Here is an 18769-nt window from a genome sequence, read left to right as displayed (position 1 = left end):
TTTGTCGCGGGAAGGGTAAAGCGATGCCCCGCTGATTCGGTGGGGAACCCGGTGTTGGAGGCAGCCGTTGATGACCAGCGGCTCGCCAGGAACGCTGTGCAAGCGAAGTCCGTTAGGTGGCCCAGGCTGTCCCAGGCGCGCCGAGAGGCATGGTCTGGTCGTTGGGCAGGGGAGTCCGTGGTGACCTTGGCGGCACGTTGCTCGGCTGTCCGCACGGTGACGAGTCCCGGTGGCGCGGATGCTCCGGCGCGACTCAGCGGGCGCGGCCTGCGAAGGGCAGGTTTGCCGCCAGGCCGGGAGCACGCCAGGAAACTTTTCCGGATTCCCGTCACATCTGCGTGCGCCCATCCGTCAGTGCTGTGAAGACGCCAACCAGGCGGAAGCGAAGGAGCGCAGCCATGACGAAGACCTCCATCTCCCGGATGCCCAACCCGGCCGAGTTCGTGCCCGAGCTGAACGACGTCAGCGCCGCCCTCTTCCGGGCCACGGGCAACCACTCGGTGCCGCGGACCACGATGAACCTCGTCCACCTGCGCGCCGGGCAGATCGTGGGCAACACCTACCTGACGATCCTCAACACCGGCTTCCTGCGCAAGGCCGGGGAGTCCGAGGAGCGCATCACCGCAGTCTCCTCCTGGCAGGACGCCCCGTACTTCACCGAAGCCGAGCGCGCCGCCCTCGCCTTGGCGGAGGCCACCCTCCAGCCCGCCCCGCACGGCAGGGAACGCGTCTCCGACGAGCTGTACGCCGAGGTGGCGAAGCACTACGACGAGAAGGCACTGGCCACCCTGACCATCGCGATCGGCCAGATCAACTTCTTCATCGCCCTGGCCGTCATAGGCAAGCCGCAGCCGGTCAGCTCCCTCGCGGACGAGCAGTGGGACTGACCTGTCCATCGGTTTCAGGGGCCGCCCGATCCGCCGACGCGAGGCCGCACGGCCGTCGATGAACACGTCGAGACCGTGCCCCTCGGCGGTGGCGCGGAGCCCTTCGGCGTCGCGGCCGCCAGGCGGACATTCGGCAAGCGGGGTGCGGCACAACCCATCCCTCGCGGCGGGAACCGGCCACCGCCTCGGCAGCGGTGCTCGGTCGATGCCTGCGACGACCGGCTGGGTGGCGCGGACGGCGGCGGCGGAGCAGCAGCCGCCGTCATCCAGTGCAGTGCGGTGTCACCTCCGGCCGGCTCCGGCAGTTCTGAGTGGTTTACCGAGGGTGGCCCCTTGGGGCGTCTGGATGCGTGTAGGGGGTGTCGCATCGGGGCTGATGGGCGCGGGGGAGTGTGCGCCTGGCGCGGCGCGGTTGTGTAAATGTCCGCATTTCGTAAAGTCAAATCGGATTTCTTCCGCCAAGGGATGACGTGGCGTCATTGTGTGGGGGCCCGGTCGAACCGGCCGGGCGTCCGGTTTTCCGGCACCCCGCGTGGGTGCCTTGGGAGGGATCTTCGTGTTCCGTCATGCGTCACGTATCGCCGCTGCCGTCCTCGGCTCCGCGGCACTTGCGGCCACCGCTGCTCTGCCTGCGGCCGCGGTCGGCCACCACCACGCTCCGGCCCGGCACCACCATGTCCGCTCCGCAGTGGTCCTCGGGCCGATCCAGTACGACAGCCCCGGCCGCGACGACCGCTCCAACCGGAGCCTGAACGCCGAGTGGGTCACGGTGAAGAACACCGGCCGCTGGCCGGTGACCATCAAGGGCTGGACCCTCTCCGACAAGAGCGGTCACACCTACCGCTTCGGCAACGTCCGCCTGGCCGGCCACACTCAGGTCCGCGTCCACACCGGCATCGGCCACGACAACCGCCGGGACCTCTACCAGGACCGCCGCACGTACGTCTGGGACAACAACCGCGACACCGCCACCCTGCGCAACGCCCGCCACCGCATCATCGACTCCGAGCGCTGGGGCCGCCACGGCCACTGACCCGATGACCAACCGGTGAGACCTGGTCACTCTCACCACCCCCGGTGCGCCGCAGCCCTACGTCTGCGGCGCACCGCCATGTCCGGCACCGGCGCGGTGTGCTTCAGCCGCGCACGGCGGAGGCGAAGAGGGCGGCCGGCGCCCGTGACCGTGGACTCGGACTACTCGGACTCTGTCGTCCCGCCCAGGGGGTACGGCGTGGCGATACCTTTTCGATGGCCGATCCGCCGGCCGTCAGCGGTGCGCACATATTCCGCAGCCCGGCGCTGGGCTGCGGAGCCGGCGGCGTGCCCGGTCAGGGACGGCGGGTGCAGCATGTCCGTAACCCCGAGAAGGCGTTTCTCGTGGCAGCCGGTGGGTCAGAGGGCGGTGCCTCGCCCCAATTTCCCGGCCCAGTCCAGCAATTCGGGCTCGGCCAGGCTGGCGCCCAGCCAGTCGTGATCGAGGGTGGCCTCCGGAAGGGACGGCACGACCGCGACGTACAGACCCGCGGCACGCGCCGAGGCGATACCGGTGGCCGAGTCCTCGAAGGCGACGGAACGCTGCGGGGCCGCACCGAGTGCCTCGCATGCCGTGAGGTAGAGGTCCGGTGCGGGCTTGGGGGAACGCGCCTCGTCGGCGGCGAACGAGTGGGTGAAGTATGCGGCGAGACCAGCCGATCCCAGCGCCGCGTCCAGGAGTTCCCTGGGGCTGTTGCTCGCGACGGCTATGGGTACGGATGCCCGGCAGGCCCGCACCAGCTCCGCAGCCCCGGGGAGGGCGGCGGCGCCCCGGGCCAGCTCCTTGCGGACGCGGTCGAGGAGTTCGGCGGCGAGTTCGACGCCGGCTCCGGTCCGACCGAAGTAGTCCGCCATGGCCTGCCCCGCAGCCTCCACGGTACGGCCGATGACCAGCGCCTTCTGTTCGGGGCCGAAGGCGTGGCCGTGCGCGGCGAAGATGGCCGTTTCCGCGACGGTCCAGCAGACTTCGGTGTTGACCAGTAGGCCGTCGCAGTCGAATACCACGGCCTCCGCGCTGGCGGGGAGCGAGCCCATGACTGTGTCCTTTCACTTCCGGTGAGCTGGTCGGCTGTTCAGACGGTGTCGGCGCGATCGACGATGCCTGTCCCGACCTCGGCGCCGCTCCTGGTCGTCTTCGGGCACTCGTCCACCGCGTGGCGCCGGGTGGCCCACAGGAGCGAGGAGAGCCCGCGCCACGCGCTGTCGAACCCGGGAGGGAGGGCGGGAAATCCCGCCATCAGAGGGAAAGCCCCCAATGCGCTTATGGCGGTCATGGACGATCACCATAGGTTCGAAATCGTGGAACATCCACTTTCCTGCCCGAAGTCGGGCAGGGATTGGTCCTTTCGCTCCTCTGCTGTCGCGCATCGCGCATCGCGCCTTGCGGGGAGGTGCCCGAGACGCCTCAAGCGGTGGCGCCGACCGGTCGGCCCGGGCTCCTGGCGGAACGAGGGCGCCTGACGAGCTCGTGCAAGGGCGAATGGCGTGAAACGCCGCTCACCACAGACCACTTGAGCCACGCCCGTTGTCCGCCGCCTCCCCAGCCCATACATTGAGCCGCGCCAAAATCTGGCTCAACCCGCCGCCGTCGCGGCGGGCTTCGGGAGGACCCCCACATGCGTAGACGCACCTCCATATCCGCACGCACCGCAGCGGCCATCGGGACGACCCTCGCGGCCGTCGTCGCCGCGACAGCCGCCGCGACCACGGCCCAGGGCGCGGCCCCGTCGTCGGCTCCCCAACCCCCTCAGACCCATCAGGCGGTCGAGTACTTCACCGGCCCGGACGGGCACCCCCGACACACCACCGTTGCCTCCCCGAAGCCGCTGTCGCCGGCCGACAAGGCGGCCATCGCCGCCGACGGGGACGTCACCCCGATCGTGCAGAACGGCCCCGTCGGCAGCAAGCTCGACGTCGTCTTCGTTGGCGACGGTTACACCGATGCGCAGCAGGAGGACTTCCACGCCGACATCCGCGCCAAGTGGGCCAAGATGACCGAGGTCGAGCCGTACGCCTCGTACACCGGCCTGTTCAACGTCTGGGCCGTCGACGCCGTCTCCCATGACTCCGGCGTCTCCGGCGATCCGACCCAGGACGTGGTCCGCGACACCGCCCTCGGCTCGGCGTTCTTCTGCGACGGCACCGAGCGGCTGCTGTGCGTCGACACCAACAAGGTCGAGTCGTACGCGGCCAAGGCCCCCGCGGCCGATCTCGTCGTCGTACTGTCCAACTCCACGAAGTACGGCGGCGCGGGCTACAACGACGTCTCGTCGCAGGTCGGTTACGAGGGGATCGCCACCGCCTCGTCCGACAACGCGCAGTCCGACCAGATCGCGGTGCACGAGACGGGCCATTCGCTCGGCAAGCTCGCCGACGAGTACGACTACGGGCAGCCGGGGACGTACTCCGGTCCCGAGCCCGCTGAGGTCAACCTCTCGACCCTCTCCGCCGACGAGATGACCGGCCGGCAGCAGAAGTGGTACCGCTGGATCGGGCAGGAGTCGCCCGACGGCGGCACGGTCGGAGCCTACGAGGGCGGCGGCTACTACCAGTTCGGGCTCAACCGCCCCACCGAGAACTCGATCATGCGCACGCTGGGCCGCGAGTTCAACCTCCCCGGCCGCGAGGCCATGATCGCCGGCTTCTACCGCCACGCGAGCGTGCTGACCAGCCAGGTCGATACCGCGCACGCCTTGTCCCGCGAAGACCGGATCCGCGTCACCCCGGCCCCCGGGGCGCGGGTGACGTGGTACGTCGACGGGCATGAGGCCGCCGCCGCTCGCGGCCGGACCACGGTCGAGCCCGGATCCCTCGGCGTCCCCGCCGACGGCCGCGCCCACACCGTCACCGCCAAGGCCGTCGACCCCACGCGCGCGGTCCGCACCCCGGCCCTGCGCAAGTACCTGTCCGCAGCGCTGACCTGGCGCGTCACGGGCTGACCCGCAGACCGCCGGCACGGGCGGGGACCCGGCTCCGGGACCCCGCCCGTACGCCCCCGCCCCTCCGTATGTCATTGCAGCGCGCGCATCTGTCATCCCTGATCAGCGATGTGCGCCGCCGTCACAGCAGAGAGGATCGTCAGGTCGGTTGATTCGGCGCGATTGCGGCGCTCGGTCCTGGCCATTCGGCATGGCCGAGCGGGTGCAGGTGTGGGAGATCGATGACGACGAGGGCGCTCGTCCGTCGCGCATCGTGCGGCGCGGCACCGGGGCGTTGGTGACCCGGAGGCGGGCGCAGCTGGTGCGGCTGTCCGCGCGGGGTGTGCCGGTGGCGAAGATCGCCGAGGTGACGTTCACCAGCGCGGACCGGGCCCGGGACGTCATCCATGACGCCAACGCCGACGGCTTCGAGGCGCTCCAGTACCCATCCGCTCGAAGGGCACGGCTCGACGCCTGTCTGCGAGCCGGACGTCACGTGGTGATTGCACCGTCAGCCGTGGTTGCCGTGGTCGCCGCGGTTCGGTCATAGCGGGCGCGCATGGCACGGCTGGCGGCGGGGCCGGCGGTGAACACGTAGGCGTGACTGTCGTCCAGGCGGCGTCCGGTCCTGGCGTCGACGACCACGGGTTCGACTTCGTCGCCGCTGCCGGCGTCGATCAGGATCATGCTGCGCTGCTCGGGGGTGAGGCGGGAGTTGCCCCATGCGGCGAGGGTGATGATCACCGGGCGCAGGGAGCGGCCCAGGCCGGTCAGGACGTACTCGTAGCGGACCGGATTGGTCTGGTAAGGGCGGCGCTCCAGCAGGCCGTCGGCGACGAGGGTCTTCAGGCGTGCGGTGAGCATGCTGGTGGAGATGCCGAGGTTCTCCTGGAACTGGTCGAAGCGGGTGTAGCCGTCGAAGGCGTCGTGGAGGATCAGCAGCGTCCACCATTCGCCGACGTGCTGCACGGTCGTGGACAGCGGGCATTCGAGGTCTTCTGCCCTGATGCGGCCTGCCAAGGTTGACCACCCCCGGATAGTTACTGCTAAAGTCGAAGTTAGTGGCTTCTATTTTAGCAGTACCGATGGGTGCGGTGCCGCTGCCTGCCCGTACCCGGGAACGGAACTCTCCATGACCACCCCCGTCAGCGACATCAGCGAATCCCTGAAGGGCCGACGCGCCCTGGTCACCGGCGGCACGAAGGGGGTCGGCGCGGCCGTCGCCCGACGCCTGACCCAAGCCGGCGCCACCGTGCTCGTGACCGCGCGCAGCCGACCGGACGGCCTCCCGGCCTCGGACATGATCACCGCAGACCTGGCCGTCCCCGAGGGGGCCGCCACTGTCGTCGAGGAAGCCCTTCGCCGCCTCGGTGGCATCGACATCCTGGTCAACAACCTGGGCGGCTCGGAAGCACCCTCGGGCGGATACGCGGCCCTCGACGAGGACGACTGGGCCAGGGAGCTGAACGTCAACCTCCTCGCCGCCGTCCGCCTGGACCGCGGCCTGCTGCCCGCAATGATCGAAGCCGGCCGCGGCGTCATCATCCACGTCTCCTCGATCCAGCGCCGCATGCCGCTGTGGAACGGCACCCTCGCCTACGCCGCCGCCAAGGCCGCGCTGACCACCTACAGCAAGGGCCTGGCCAACGAGGTCGCCCCGCACGGCGTCCGCGTCAATACCGTCGCCCCCGGCTTCGTCCAGACCACCGCCGCGGACCACCTCGTCGCCCGAATCGCCGAGAATGCCGGCACCACCCACGAGGCGGCACTGAAACAGCTCATGGACTCCCTCGGCGGCATCCCGCTGGGCCGCCCCAACCGCCCCGAAGAAGTCGCCGAACTCATCGCCTTCCTCGCATCCGACCGCGCCTCCGCCATAGTCGGCGCCGAGTACGTCATCGACGGCGGCACCATCCCCACCGTATGAACCCCTCCACCGTCAGGAACCGCCATGCACACCGACCAACCTCAGGACCTCGCCCCCGACGCCCTGCCCGAGGTGATCACCCGCTACTTGGAAGCCCATCGCACCCGTGACACCGCCACCGCACTCGGCGCCTTTCATCCGGACGCCACCGTGACCGACGAGCGCAGGACCCACAAGGGAGCCGCGGCGATCGAGAGCTGGCTGAACCGTTCCGCCAGTGAGTACACGTACACGATCGAACTCACCGGCACACAGAAGGTCGACACGGACCACTACGTCACCACACACCACCTCGAAGGCAACTTCCCCGGCGGCGTAGTGGACCTGCACTACCGCTTCACCCTCGGCACCGGCCTCATCGAGGACCTCGTCATCGAACCCTGACCTGCACCCACGTATGCCCGGTCGGCACCACAGCACTCGCCGTTCAGTTCCGCAGGTGCTGAACAGGCCGATGCGGTCCTGTGTGCTCTGGTCCGGCGATTGTTCCTGTTCGAGGGCGGCGGCGCGGGCGAGGTGGCTCGCGACGGTCTCGGCCCCGGTCGGATCGACCGCGACCGCGTCCAGCTGGATCGCCGTGAGGTTCCTCAGGCGTCCTGCGGGTACCAGCGCAGTTCCACGGTGTTGCCGTCGGGGTCCCGTACATAGACGGAGACCGCGGTGCCCCGGGCGCCGAAGCGCTCGCCGGGACCGTCCAGCACCGTGAAGACACCGGAATCGATGACCTGCTGCCAGTCGAGCGGCTCGACCACCAGGCAGATGTGGTCGACGTTGGAGCCCTCCGGCCGCCCGTCGGGCGCCTCGACGAGGTCGATGATGGCGGTGGGGCTCAACCGCACGGACGGGAAGGAGACCTTGCCGGCCCGCCACTCCTCCACCCGTACCGGTTCGAGCCCCAGCGGGCCGGTGTAGAAGGCGAGGGAACGCTCGATGTCGGCGACGTTCAGGACGAGGTGGTCGAAGGCGATCACGCGCATGGGTGTCTCCGTGGGGTCGGGGCGCCAGTGCGCCACTGGTGGTACGCCGGGGCCTGCGGCCCCGGGCCTCGCCGGTCCGTGGCTGGTTGTTAACTGCCATGGCCCGCCGTGGACTTCAGCATCGCCGAGCAGACATCCATCCGTCCAATACATGGTTGTCATCCCATCCATCGTGTTTCACGATGGGTCAATGGGCGTCCAGCGGATGCGCTACGTCCTCGCGGTGGCGGAGGCCGCGAGCTTCACCCGCGTCGCCGAGCGGTGCCACGTCGTCCAGTCCGCGCTCAGCCACCAAGTGGCCCGGCTGGAGACGGGACTGGGCGCCCGGTCGACGCCGAACAGGAAGCCCCGCTCGAACTCGGGGCCATCCCCGTATGCGCGGGGCTGGTTCGGCGCGGGGTCGGTTCGGTGACGGGCTCGGTGCCGTACGAACCTGTCCTCGCTCCCCGCATTCGAGGGCGCTTGGCTGAGCGGCGTGGCAGCTCCATGCCGCGGATGCGAGGTCTGGCCTGGGAGGAGTTCGATGTTCAGTCCGTTCCGTCGGCACGGCCACGCGGCAGCGACCCGGAGCTTTGTGCAGTTGTCAGCGACTCGGCGAGATGTGCCCGGGCGGGCATCGTGGTGAAGCTCTGCCAGGGCCACGCCAGCAGCCAGCGGCGGCACTGCCGCCAGCAAGGCCGGCGGCTGCCGGAACCGACGCATCCTTCACGATGCGGGCCATGCGGATCGGGCGGGCAGGTCTTCGCCGGGATGGCCGCAGGCAGGGGCTATGGCTGGGAACGGACGGATCTCTCAGGCCACGTTCCGCTCCGGTGGCCGGATATAGGTCAGGGTGTGGTGGGATACGAGCTTTCCGGCGGTGTCGGTCGTGTCAGCGGTGCCGTAAACGATCAAGCGGCCGGGCCGGACGATCGTCGACTCGCAGACCAGATCGGTGCGCGCCGGGCCGAGGAAACTCGTCGTCATCTGCTGGGTGACGGACGGATCGTCCTCGCCGAACAGCGACATGATCGCGATCCAGCAGGTCACATCGGCGAGTGTCATCGCACACCCGCCCTGGAGGACGCCGCCGGGGCGGAAGAGCTCCGGGCGCTGGCGTAACGAAACCTTGGCCTGCCCCTTCCCGACAGCTTCCACCTTGAATCCCCACCAGGGTCCGAAGGGGCTGTTATCGAGGACGGCTTGAGCTGCGTCGATATCCATCATCGACCTAACATAGCAACGTTACGAATACCGAACGCGCAGATCCAGCAGAGTAAGAATCACGAACATTCGAATCCAACGCCTCAGCCGCACAATGCCGTTGTTCAGCGAGAGTGGTCGCTCCTCGACGACCGGCGCGGAGACTGCAATGCAAGGAGTTCGGGATTCACGGCCGGTGCGCTGCACGCGCTGCACCACAAGCCCTCATCCGGAAGTCGGATCTACCGCGTGCCGCTCACCGCTTCGGGCCGTGCTGGGAGACAAGCGGCAAGCCGCTTCCACCCGGTTGGCAGCCGAAAAATTGATCATTGCGCGATGCGCATGCTTCTTCACGGTTTTCTCCGCGATGCGAAGAGCGGAACCGATCTGATTGATCCTCACATAGGCGCCTAGTCAAGGGAGAACTTCTTTCTCTCACGATGTGAGGCCCGAAATCGCTACCGAGGTTGAAGGCGTCGGACATTCGGTACTGATATCGGAAAGCCGTCACGCGGGAGGAGATACACCGCACAGCCCCAGCTGACCAGGGTGATCGCGTTGGCGAAGTCCTCCTGCAGGATTTCCGGATCCGCGAACCCGGCGACCTTGGCTCGTAAAGCGTCCTGTGACGCGACGACGGAGTCGTGACGCCACAGGACGATATTCGAGGCATGTGCGCCGATCGGCTGGACGAGACGGTGAAGGTTGTCACCCGTCAGTTTGCGAGGATTGAGCAGAACGATGTCGGGGGCCTCGCGGTCAACGGCGGCCAGGACGCCTGCCGCGTCCTGCGCCATGCCGGCCACGTCAAGTCCGGGAGCGTCCCTGGTCATCGCCGTGAGACCGGATCGGTTTTAACTAGGCCCGAGGGCGCGGGGACGACTTCTCCGCGCAGCGTGCCTGCCGCGGGGCAAGTTCACGGTAGTCGCGGAGCGTGATGTTCTCCGCGGCCTTGCGGGCGATCTTGGAAGCCATGTTCTTGCCCGGCAGGTACGGCATGACCTTGTAATAGCGGTTGAGGAGCGTGGCCAGGACGCGGCTTCCGGGGACCATCAGCTTGGCTACGCCGTCACCCATTTTCTGGCAGCCCACCGCGTACTCGCGCATTTCCTCCTCGTACCGCGCGAACGCAACGCGGTGATCGCCGTGCGCGGCGGCCAGCTCGCCCGCCAGGACGTACGCGCCGACCAGAGCGAGGCCCGACCCCATGCCCGACAGGGAGGACGGGCAGTAGGCGGCGTCGCCGATCAAGGCGACCCGGCCGCGGGACCAGGTGTCCATATGGACCTGGCCGACCGAGTCGAAGTAGAAGTCGGGCGCGTTCCGCATGTCCTGCAGCAGCCGGTCGCTCTCCCAGCCGTTCCCGGTGAACGTCTCAGCGAGGACGGCCTGTTGCCGCGCCACGTCACGGCGGTCCACATCCAGCTGCGGCGCGGCGAAGTAGAAGACGGCCCTGGCCTCGGCATTGTGGCGGGCGCTGTGGAGTGCGACGAGCCTGCCTGCGGTGCGGTAGGCGTGCCCGGTGTGGTCGAGCCCGAGGTGGTTGGCGGTGGTGAAGATCGCGCAGTGCACGCCCAGGTGCTTCACGAACTGTTCCTCCGGACCGAACGCCAGGCGGCGGGTGTTGGAGTGCAGCCCGTCCGCGCCGATCACCAGGTCGAAGCGGCGCGGCGCGCCGTGCTCGAAGGACACGGTCACGCCCTGGGCGTCCTCGGTGAGCGAGGTGATGGAGTCGCCGAAGACGTACTCGGTGTGCTGCCGGGTGGCGTCGTACAGGATCCGGGCCAGGTCACCCCGGAGGATCTCGATGTCCCCGGCGAACATGTCCGCGGGCAGCTCGGCCTGTGGCTTGCCCGCGCTGTTGACGTAGGACATCGAGCCCGTGCCCGTCCGGACGCGCTCGAGGTCGGCCAGGATGCCCATGCGGCGCAGGACCGTCAGGTGGGCCTCGCCGCGGAAGTCGACGGCGTAGCCGCCGTCGCGGAGCGCGGGGGCGCGCTCCACGACGGTGGGCTGGAAGCCATGCTGATGGAGCCAGTAGGCGAGCGCGGGGCCGGCGACGGAGGCGCCGGAGATCAGTACCTTGAGGTTCGTCATGCCTCAGACCTTCTACGGGAGCGCTCACCGCGGGCTCACCGTGCGCTCACCGCGCTCACCGCGCTCACCGCGGAGGAATGGCCGCGCTCACCGGTCCGCGGCCATGGCCTCGCGGACGGACGGACTCCATGGCCTTCTCGGGCAACCCCGGCGTGCCGCTCGGTGAACCGTGCGTGCCGGGTTCGACCTGCGACCACCTGCTGATCCGCCTGCCCTGTCTCCACGGACCCGACCTGGAACACCGTCCCACCGTCCCACTGCCCCACTGCCCCACTGCCCCACTGTCCCGTTCTCAGGGGCCACGCCCGCATAGTGACCGTTCGTCAGGGAAGCTCGCGCGCCCGGTCCGTCCGGATGACGAGATCGGGCTCCGCCGCCCGGTGGAGGCGAACGCTCCTCATGGCGGACGTACACGGGCAGGGGGATGTCCGAGGCTGGAGTTCCTGCTGAGGAAGGGACATCCAGGTGGAACGCTGGGACCGGGTCGGACGGTGCGCGGGATATGGGGCGGCGTTGGCAGTGTCGCCCTATCTGTTGATCAAGGCGTCGTGGGTCGTCGGCTCACTGCTGGGACTGGCGCCGATCGGGAAGGGCTTCTCCCTGGCCGGTTGGGTGCTCCTCAATACCGTGACCATCGGCATGGCGGGCATCGGGATCGCCCTGGCGCTCGCCCTGGTGCGGCCCTGGGGCATGCGGATACCGGGGCGGCTGGCGGCCTTCTGCGCTTGGACGGGGTCGGGGTTCCTCGTGTCGATCCTGCCGTATGCCGTGCTCAGTACGGTGCTGGATGCAGCGCGCGGCGGCGCGGCGAACGGCGGGGGCGACGACTCGGCCATGCCTGGCTGGGAAGGCGCACTGATCCAGTTCAGCTTCATCGGGATGGGGTTGGGGCTGGCCCTCGCGCTCCCCGCTTACCTGCGGCGACGCTGGCCGGAAGCTTTCACCGCGCGGCTCGGGGACGGTACCCGTACCGCAGTGCCATGGGCTGCTGCTGTCGCAGCCGTCGTCGGTCTTGCCTGGACGTACTGGGCAGTTGGCGGCACCCTCGGAGTCGCACACCCGGCCGAGCGGGACACCAATGGGTACCTGCTGACGGGCGTGGGTGCGTGCTGGGCGCTCGCCGGAGCCGCCGCCGTCTGGATGCTTGCCCGACAACGTCCTACCCGGGTGCCCCACCACCTCCTGCTGGCGCTCGGCTGGCTCGGGTCGGGCTCGCTGTTCGCGTGGAGCGGCTGGAAACTGCCTCTCACTCTGTTCGTGGCACTGGCCCACCCCAGCCACGTCACCTTGCCGGAAAACCTTGCCGTCGCTGCGGTGCTGCACGTCGCCGCCGTCGTGACGGGGGTCGGCATGTTGAGATCACTTGTCGGCTCACGCCCGCGCACCCCCGCCGACACCAGCCCGACACCCCTGCGCACGTAGGAGCTGGGCGATACAGAGGGCATAGCCCACCAATGGAGGCATTCGGTCGCACCAGCCGCAGGATCGCGCGTGACGGAAGAGCCTGTCCATGGATCACGGTGGCGATGGATCTGCCGGGGCCGGCTGCCGGGCCCGGCCGTCGGCTGCCCTGTGGGGCCCCTGCCCGCCGAGTCCGATGTCAGTGGTGGCTGACAGCATGACGATCATGAGCCGAATCATCTCGTTCAACAGCGCCGACAAGGCCGACGTCGTCGCCTTTCTCGGGGCCGCCGGGAACCTCACATCTGACCAGCAGCGCAACCTCGGCGTCATGCGCGAGCTCGCGCAGGCCAGGCAACTCGACCTCGACCACGAGGGCATCGACTGGGGCCTGTCCGTTCCGGACGCGCTCGACCACCTCATAGCCGGCCACGCCGGCTCAGACGCCGAGTACGCGGCCGCCGCCTACTACAGTGCCCTCCAGCTCATCATTGACCGCAATGGCTCCGACCCCGACGAGCTGGGCGTGTACTCGAAGCCCTCGACCTTCTTCGGGCTGCTGGACGGCGAATTGCAGCGATTGGGCGTGAGTGCCGACCTCTTGCTGCACGACCACCTGTTTTCCGGGCCGCCGGAAGAGATCCCCTTCTACATCCCGTATCCCGTGGACGGCCCGCACATCGGGATGTTCCCGCTGGCCAAGGCCAAGCCCGCCGCGGATGCTTACCGTGCGGTCCTGGACAGGATGGACGACGGTTTCACCTATGACGTCCAAGTCCTCATCGAGAAGCTGGATGTCGAGCACGAATCGTGGGAGTACGGCACGAAGAACCTCGACTGGTACACCCAGGACACGATCTTCTTCTCCATCAAGGGCTGACCCGTAGAGACACGGTCGCCGCACCGCGAGCGCCAGGACGGCCTGATGGGCAGCGAACACGGAGCGGACATTTCGCTGGTCGAACAGGACATTCACATCGACGGACCACCCCCACGCCGGCGGGGAAAGCGTGCTCAGCGGGGCGGGCGTGGAGCCCTGGAGCGGGCCGCCCCCGCATCGGCGGGGAAGACCCGTAGTGACTGGCGGGCAGCGTCTGCGGCATCGAACCACCCCGCAGGCGCGGGTCCGGTCCGGGAGCTGAAGGCCCAGATCAATCGGTGCCGCGCGGGCTCCGATAGCCTGCGGCGGTGGCTGATGCTTCGTTGACGTTCCTGATCGATGCCGATCATGGACAGTTCTACGTCCAGGACCTCGAACCCTATGACGCCTGGTTGGCCGAACACGCGATGGACCCGGACGTGCCGCCGGCCGGCTGGACCGAGGAAGCAGTCCAGGTTCATCGCATCGGGGTGGAGCCGCACTCGATCTCTGTCGGCACCGCCCGGGACGACATGGTCGAGTCGTTGATCACCGTGCACGAGTCCGCGCCGATGACGGAGCCGACGGCCGAGCACATCGTCGAGGCGGACCTGGACGCCTCGACCGGCCAACTCGCCGTGTCCAGCCCGGGAGTCCTTCCGGAGGACGGACCGAGCGTGACCGTTCCCTCCGGGCTGCTGCGCGTCCGGGTCTCCTACATCCCCTCCGAGCCACCAGCCGTCGACACCAACGGTGGCCCCGGTGACCACTTTCTCTATCAGATCGACCTATGGCCCACCGCCCAGGCGGGCGGGCTCGCCATCCTCAAACAGGGGCCGAATCCCTGGGCCGGATAGGTTCTCCCCACCGTCGACCATGCCGAGCACAACGGCCTCCTCCTGGCCTGCAGCACGCCGATGTCGATGCCGTCAGGCTCGTTGAGGCCATGGGGCGCCGGGGCCGCCGGTCAGCGGGGCGCGATGCAGGTCGGCGTAGGCGCGGATGGCGACGAGGGGCTGGCCGGGGGTGTGCCGGGGGGCGGAGGGTCCGCTGGAGAGCCACAGTCCGCCCAGCGCGGCGACCGCCTGGGACGACATCCGACCAGGACAGCAAGCAGTCACCCGTGCCGAGTTCGGAAGCCTCAGACGCGAAAGGTGTCGGGCTTCAGTCGCCGGACGCGGTGGGTCGGCTGAAGACCGCGGCGTGGGACGTGCATCTCGGATGGTGAGGCACGATCGTCGGCTTGTCCGACGTGCTTTCCCCCCGGCTACTCCTCCACGCTGTTCGCCGTGGGGTCAGGCCCAGGGTGGGCGGCCGCCGGCGGCCCAGCGGGCGAGGCCGCGGCCGTCGATGAGCCGCAGCGCCTTGGGCAGCATGGCGTTGGTGCGCTCGGCGTCTGCGGTGAAGGCGCTGGTGGTGATGATCGCGGCGCCGACGCAGTTGTGGATGTCCCGGTAGGTGCCGTTGATCTTCATGACTTCTTCGGAGCCGACGCGGCCCTTCCAACGCTTGCACTGGAGGAGGTAGCGGTCGCCACTGTGGAGGTGGACCAGGACGTCCAGGCCACGGTCGTTCTTGCCGCCGGAGACCTCGGTTTTGCGGACGGCGGGGTCGCGGCGGGCGAGGTCGGCCATGGCGTGCTCGAAGTCGGTGGAGCCCATGTTCTGGTAGGCGGCGATGGTGTGCGTGAAGTCCCGTCGCGGCTGGGTTCCCGTGGCGCCGGCGAGGCCTGCGGGGAGCCGTAAGCGGCCGGTACGGGCGAGGTGGACGGTCAGGGCCGCGGCTGCTGTGAGGGTGATGACGATGGCGCTGGTGACGGGGTAGGCGCTCACGGCTGCGACGGCGAAGACGGCGGTGAGGAGGGCGGCGAGGCCGCGGGCTTCGCGCTGCCGGCGGCGGGCGGCTTTGCCGCGGGGCCGGCGGGCGGGGCGGCGGTTGCTGGGTCGTCGGGCTGTCGTCACGTGATCCCCCGATGTGCTGATCGGTCGCGCTGGCCTGCTCAGTGTGGTGTGGCAGGCGCCCCGCGGGTGGGCGGGCCGGTCCGGTTGGCTGGTTGTGCTCAGTCGTTGGCTTTCCCGCCGGTCACTCGTCCGTGGCAGCGGCAGCCGCTCATGCGTCGTCTTCTGACCCGGCACGGTGAAACACGCCCTGGCCCAGTGATGCCGGCCAACGCGCTTGTCCCACTGGGCGGCACGATGACGAAGAACTCGCTCTCCCTTCCTTCGCCCAGGGTTGTCGCGGAGTGCGCAAAATTGCAGGCGCCCTGCTGCCCGTGGAGTGACCCTTCGAAGGACTCCATCGCGGCATACGTCCCCGTCCCGGTGGACTGGTCGAACGCGGCGGTGAACAAGGTGGCGGAGCGCCCAACGACCTCGCCTTGGTACTGCTTCTCCAACGTGGCTACACCGACGGGCAATGCCGTCTCGATCGCGGGGTTGGGCACCGGCGCCGGGGTGAAGTCGGCAACTTTGAATGTGCCTGAAGCTCGCACCCCGGATCGTATGCCGCACCACTGACATGGCCACCGAGTAGTCCCGCCGTGACCCGTCGGACAGGCCCTAGCTCGGGCGGATTGCAGCCTCGATGTGGGCGAGATGGGCGGCGAGGATCTCCTCGAACGCGTCGCGGCGGTCTGCGCCGAGGGGGCGGATGTCGCGAGCGTAGTGAGCCAGGGCGGGAAAGCGTTCGGGGTCGGCGCCCAGTACTGCGACGCGGAACAGCTCCATGCCCTGTTCGTTCTCTTCGGTGGTGATGGTGCTGACGCCGGCCTCGGAGGCGATCAACGCGGCGAGGAGGATCACGATCCGGTGGTAGCGCGCCGGGATCTCCTGATCGGGCAGGCCCGAGGCTCGCAGTGACTGCAGGATCTCTTCCATGACCAGCCGGGATCCGGTGCCGCTGGACGCGTAGCGTCCCCAGATCACGGCGAGTTGGGGCTGTTGGCCGAAGGCTTCGCGCAGGCGAAGGGCCGTGGCGGTGATGCGCTGCTTCCAGTCGCCCTCGGGGCGGTAGCCGTCCATGGCGGCCGCCAGGATCCGGTCGGCGACCGCGCGCAGCAATTCGGTCTTGTTGCGGAAGTGCCGGTAGAGGCTGGAGGAGTCGGTCCCGAGCGTTGCCGCGAGCTTGCGCACGCTGAACGACTCTGCGTCGCTCGTACGCAGCAGTTCCGCCGCCGTGTCCAGGATCTCCTCGGTCGACCAACGCCTTCGGCCTGCCATCTCGCCCCTCTCGTCCGGGCTCAGCCTAACCTATGCACTTAGCTATGCGCTTACCTATGCACTTGCTGTTGCACGCAGTGCGTGCATACTGAGGGCGCAAGCCTGCCGGGAGGCAAGGCCGGGAGACGAAGGAGAGACACAGACATGAACCAGACCGCAGCTGCGACGCGGCCGCCGGAGCCGGACTTCGAGACGTTAACGACCGAGGAACTGATTGCCTATCGCGACGCGGAGAACCGCTTCCGGGCATCCCCCGCGGCGCGGGCGATCACCGGGGAGCCGGACCCCGGCGCCGCGATCGAGTGGCGTGATGTCGCGCTGCCCGGGCGCGACCTCCCGGTCCGGGTGTACCGGCCGGCGTCGAGGGGTGACGGTGACGTCGCCCGAACCGACCTGCCACTCGTGGTCCATGTCCACGGAGGCAGCTTCGTGGGCACGGCGGTGCAGTGCGACTGGACCAACAGCCACCTCGCCGTCCAACTGCCCGCGCTCGTCGTCTCGGTCGAGCACCGCCTCGTCGCCCCGGACAGTCCGCTTGCGAACGCCGCCGACGACGGCTGGGACGTGCTGCGGCACGTGGTGCAGCACGCCGCCCAGTGGGGCATCGACCCGGCGCGCACGGCCGTCTTCGGCGAGAGCTTCGGCGCACTCGTCAGCGCCCTGACGGCCATCCGGGCCCGGGAGGACGGTCTGCACCTGGCGGCGCAGGTGCTGGTCAACCCCGCGGTCGATGTGACCGACACGATGTACGACTACCCCTCGATCGCCGAGTACGCCTACAACCCGACCCGCGCCCTGCCGCAACTGCGGTTCTTCCAGCGGCTCGCCGTCCCGGCGGGCACGGACGCCCGGGCATTCTCGCCGCTCTACGCGGACGACCTGAGCGGGCTCGCCCCGGCGCTGCTCGTGGTGCCGACCCAGGATGCGGTCGCCGATCACGGCCGCCGCTATGCCGAGCGGCTGCGGGCCGCCGGGACGTCCGTGCGGCTGACCGAATACCCGGGCGCGAGGCACGCGTTCCTCACCCTGCCGGGAGTGGAACCGCAGGCCGGAGCCGCCCAGGCGGAGATCCTCGCGTTCCTCCGCGCGGCTCTGGCGAGGTGACGGAGGAACGATGCACACCGACGCCCTTGGCGTCGACGGCCCCGCGGTCTCCCGGCTCGGTCCGGGCTGTATGAGCATGACCGGCAGCTATGGCCCGGCCGACCCGCATGAGGCAGCGGCCACGGTGCTGGAGGCCCTCGGATCCGGCGTCACCACGCCCGCGCCGACCAGGCTCTGTGGGGTGGGGCGTCGCTCGTCGGCGCCCGTGACCGGTCCGAACGTGGGGTCGCGCAGCACGATGAAGGCCAGCCCCTCGGCGTCGAGCTGAGCGCTGTGGCGCCAGCCGACCGTCAGCAAGGCGATTTCACCCTCGTCGAGGGTGAAATCGCGCTTGCCGTCCTGGACGTTGACTGCGAGCGGGGCGATCACGGAGAAGGCGCCGCCGGGGCGTAGCCGCTCGCGCGGCCGGTTGACCACCCGGGTGAGTCTCGGACGAACGGGAAGCTCTGCCGAAAGATGATCAGGCCGTAGGCGCGGTACGGGAGATCCGCGAGTTCACCGGCCTCGATGTAGCGTGGCTCGGTGGGGAACGTATTCGGTGGTGGGGAACAGTGCCTGTACCTGTCCAACGGCGGCACAGAGGTGTTCATCGACGTGTTGATGTTGGCGGTATCCGATCTTGCTGATGACGCGTGGGACTACCGCTTCGCGGCTCTTCTGAATCTGCAGGACCAGAACGTGATGGGGCGGGGGGCTGTCGGATTCGACCTGCAAGACATTGCGTGGGGCACAACTCCGCGTGAACGTGCCCGATCGAAGGACTTCGTGCTGCGCGCCATCGCACTCGCGTTGACTCGCCACCGCTGGAGCGAGCTCGGGTACGCCCCTGCCTTCGCCCGTGACTACCTGAACCAGTTCAAAGCCATGGTCGAGTCGTTCGTACCGGCCGACGACACTCATCGCGTCGGAGACTTCCCCGGACCGGACGACCGTGCGATGGCCTCGTGCTCACAACACCGGATCCTTAGCGGGCTCCCGCACTGGGAGGGGTGCTTCCTCTGCACCAGGTCAAGGCAATCTTGAGCATTCGAGCCGGCGAAAGCCGCCAACTGCGGCTGCTGCCCCGTGGTGGGGAAGCTTGGTCGATTGCCACCGAAGGCCGACGACTGGTTGCTTCGTGACGACGAAGGTGCTCCGAGCCGCCCTCAACCGCCTGCCCTGGCGCCT

Annotated in this window: 23 protein-coding genes and 2 pseudogenes; 12 read left to right on the top strand and 13 right to left on the bottom strand. The window is 69.0% G+C overall.

The genetic code is table 11. The annotated features are described in order from the left end of the window. Nucleotides 1-398: 398 nt before the first annotated feature. Nucleotides 399-887 carry a carboxymuconolactone decarboxylase family protein gene (locus tag AC5677_RS04935; protein WP_497193767.1) on the top strand — a complete coding sequence of 163 codons (489 nt, stop codon included), beginning with the start codon at nt 399-401 and terminating at the stop codon, nt 885-887. Between the two features lie 556 nt (nt 888-1443). Further along, complete coding sequence (locus AC5677_RS04930; protein ID WP_497193766.1) at nt 1444-1920, top strand: lamin tail domain-containing protein; 477 nt, start codon at nt 1444-1446, stop codon at nt 1918-1920. Between the two features lie 359 nt (nt 1921-2279). Here the strand turns inward: AC5677_RS04930 and AC5677_RS04925 are convergent, their stop codons facing one another. Both AC5677_RS04925 and AC5677_RS04920 read right to left on the bottom strand, forming a co-directional pair. Next, the gene (locus AC5677_RS04925) at nt 2280-2954 is read right to left on the bottom strand and encodes an HAD family hydrolase (RefSeq protein WP_497193765.1); all 675 of its coding nucleotides are present in this window, start codon (nt 2952-2954) and stop codon (nt 2280-2282) included. 38 nt (nt 2955-2992) lie between these two features. Further along, on the bottom strand, nt 2993-3193 hold the full coding sequence (locus AC5677_RS04920) for a hypothetical protein (protein ID WP_497193764.1): 201 nt from the start codon (nt 3191-3193) through the stop codon (nt 2993-2995). Nucleotides 3194-3535: 342 nt separating this feature from the next. On the opposite strand from AC5677_RS04920, the gene AC5677_RS04915 reads away from it, so the two are divergent. Then, entirely contained in the window at nt 3536-4858 is a 1323-nt protein-coding gene (locus AC5677_RS04915) for a M64 family metallopeptidase (protein ID WP_497193763.1), read from the top strand. Nucleotides 4859-5048: 190 nt separating this feature from the next. After that, a pseudogene (locus AC5677_RS04910) lies at nt 5049-5303 on the top strand (helix-turn-helix domain-containing protein); the annotation flags it as partial. 26 nt (nt 5304-5329) lie between these two features. Here the strand turns inward: AC5677_RS04910 and AC5677_RS04905 are convergent. Beyond that, nucleotides 5330-5857: a winged helix-turn-helix transcriptional regulator gene (locus tag AC5677_RS04905; RefSeq protein ID WP_497193762.1), complete on the bottom strand. Its 528-nt coding sequence runs from the start codon at nt 5855-5857 to the stop codon at nt 5330-5332. Nucleotides 5858-5969: 112 nt separating this feature from the next. On the opposite strand from AC5677_RS04905, the gene AC5677_RS04900 reads away from it, so the two are divergent. After that, complete coding sequence (locus tag AC5677_RS04900) at nt 5970-6764, top strand: SDR family oxidoreductase (protein ID WP_497193761.1); 795 nt, start codon at nt 5970-5972, stop codon at nt 6762-6764. A 24-nt stretch (nt 6765-6788) separates the two neighbouring features. After that, nucleotides 6789-7148 (top strand): nuclear transport factor 2 family protein, encoded by a 360-nt coding sequence (locus tag AC5677_RS04895; RefSeq protein ID WP_497193760.1) that lies wholly within the window; start codon nt 6789-6791, stop codon nt 7146-7148. Nucleotides 7149-7351: 203 nt separating this feature from the next. Here AC5677_RS04895 and AC5677_RS04890 read toward each other — a convergent pair whose 3' ends face one another. Then, nucleotides 7352-7741, bottom strand: coding sequence for a VOC family protein (locus tag AC5677_RS04890; RefSeq protein ID WP_497193759.1), 390 nt, complete (start codon nt 7739-7741; stop codon nt 7352-7354). Nucleotides 7742-7931: 190 nt separating this feature from the next. On the opposite strand from AC5677_RS04890, the pseudogene AC5677_RS04885 reads away from it, so the two are divergent. Then, a pseudogene (locus tag AC5677_RS04885) lies at nt 7932-8069 on the top strand (helix-turn-helix domain-containing protein); the annotation flags it as partial. A gap of 464 nt (nt 8070-8533) precedes the next feature. Here AC5677_RS04885 and AC5677_RS04880 read toward each other — a convergent pair. The 4 genes from AC5677_RS04880 to AC5677_RS04865 all read right to left on the bottom strand — a co-directional run bounded on the left by AC5677_RS04880 (nt 8534) and on the right by AC5677_RS04865 (nt 11020). After that, a complete protein-coding gene (locus AC5677_RS04880; RefSeq protein WP_272924865.1) occupies nt 8534-8944 on the bottom strand; it encodes a PaaI family thioesterase in 411 nt (136 codons plus the stop codon). Between the two features lie 204 nt (nt 8945-9148). Next, a complete protein-coding gene (locus AC5677_RS04875) occupies nt 9149-9325 on the bottom strand; it encodes a LuxR C-terminal-related transcriptional regulator (protein ID WP_497193758.1) in 177 nt (58 codons plus the stop codon). Nucleotides 9326-9381: 56 nt separating this feature from the next. Beyond that, nucleotides 9382-9720, bottom strand: coding sequence for a hypothetical protein (locus AC5677_RS04870; protein ID WP_497193757.1), 339 nt, complete (start codon nt 9718-9720; stop codon nt 9382-9384). A gap of 61 nt (nt 9721-9781) precedes the next feature. Further along, on the bottom strand, nt 9782-11020 hold the full coding sequence (locus AC5677_RS04865; protein WP_497193756.1) for an FAD-dependent monooxygenase: 1239 nt from the start codon (nt 11018-11020) through the stop codon (nt 9782-9784). A gap of 465 nt (nt 11021-11485) precedes the next feature. On the opposite strand from AC5677_RS04865, the gene AC5677_RS04860 reads away from it, so the two are divergent. The 3 genes from AC5677_RS04860 to AC5677_RS04850 all read left to right on the top strand — a co-directional run bounded on the left by AC5677_RS04860 (nt 11486) and on the right by AC5677_RS04850 (nt 14137). Further along, nucleotides 11486-12442: a hypothetical protein gene (locus tag AC5677_RS04860; RefSeq protein WP_497193755.1), complete on the top strand. Its 957-nt coding sequence runs from the start codon at nt 11486-11488 to the stop codon at nt 12440-12442. A gap of 205 nt (nt 12443-12647) precedes the next feature. Next, a complete protein-coding gene (locus AC5677_RS04855; RefSeq protein ID WP_497193754.1) occupies nt 12648-13301 on the top strand; it encodes a DUF7691 family protein in 654 nt (217 codons plus the stop codon). A gap of 308 nt (nt 13302-13609) precedes the next feature. Next, entirely contained in the window at nt 13610-14137 is a 528-nt protein-coding gene (locus AC5677_RS04850; RefSeq protein WP_497193753.1) for a hypothetical protein, read from the top strand. A gap of 72 nt (nt 14138-14209) precedes the next feature. On the opposite strand, the gene AC5677_RS04845 is transcribed toward AC5677_RS04850, so the two are convergent. The 4 genes from AC5677_RS04845 to AC5677_RS04830 form a co-directional block, all read right to left on the bottom strand. Further along, nucleotides 14210-14377, bottom strand: a complete 168-nt coding sequence (locus tag AC5677_RS04845) for a DUF6207 family protein (protein ID WP_497193752.1) — start codon at nt 14375-14377, stop codon at nt 14210-14212. A gap of 198 nt (nt 14378-14575) precedes the next feature. After that, entirely contained in the window at nt 14576-15241 is a 666-nt protein-coding gene (locus AC5677_RS04840; protein WP_497193751.1) for a restriction endonuclease, read from the bottom strand. A 98-nt stretch (nt 15242-15339) separates the two neighbouring features. Further along, nucleotides 15340-15723 (bottom strand): DUF3224 domain-containing protein, encoded by a 384-nt coding sequence (locus tag AC5677_RS04835; protein WP_497193750.1) that lies wholly within the window; start codon nt 15721-15723, stop codon nt 15340-15342. A gap of 115 nt (nt 15724-15838) precedes the next feature. Next, the gene (locus AC5677_RS04830) at nt 15839-16498 is read right to left on the bottom strand and encodes a TetR/AcrR family transcriptional regulator (protein WP_497193749.1); all 660 of its coding nucleotides are present in this window, start codon (nt 16496-16498) and stop codon (nt 15839-15841) included. 144 nt (nt 16499-16642) lie between these two features. Between AC5677_RS04830 and AC5677_RS04825 the strand changes: the two genes are divergently transcribed. After that, nucleotides 16643-17602 carry an alpha/beta hydrolase gene (locus tag AC5677_RS04825; protein WP_497193748.1) on the top strand — a complete coding sequence of 320 codons (960 nt, stop codon included), beginning with the start codon at nt 16643-16645 and terminating at the stop codon, nt 17600-17602. Between the two features lie 87 nt (nt 17603-17689). Here AC5677_RS04825 and AC5677_RS04820 read toward each other — a convergent pair whose 3' ends face one another. Beyond that, nucleotides 17690-18019, bottom strand: coding sequence for a hypothetical protein (locus tag AC5677_RS04820; protein WP_497193747.1), 330 nt, complete (start codon nt 18017-18019; stop codon nt 17690-17692). A 105-nt stretch (nt 18020-18124) separates the two neighbouring features. Between AC5677_RS04820 and AC5677_RS04815 the strand changes: the two genes are divergently transcribed. Further along, nucleotides 18125-18625, top strand: a complete 501-nt coding sequence (locus AC5677_RS04815) for a hypothetical protein (protein WP_497193746.1) — start codon at nt 18125-18127, stop codon at nt 18623-18625. The last annotated feature ends 144 nt before the right edge of the window (nt 18626-18769 follow it).

Source organism: Streptomyces sp. JLSY215 (assembly GCF_059682825.1).
Note: the sequence above shows the minus strand (reverse complement) of the source record. Positions and strands in the feature narration are given on the sequence as shown.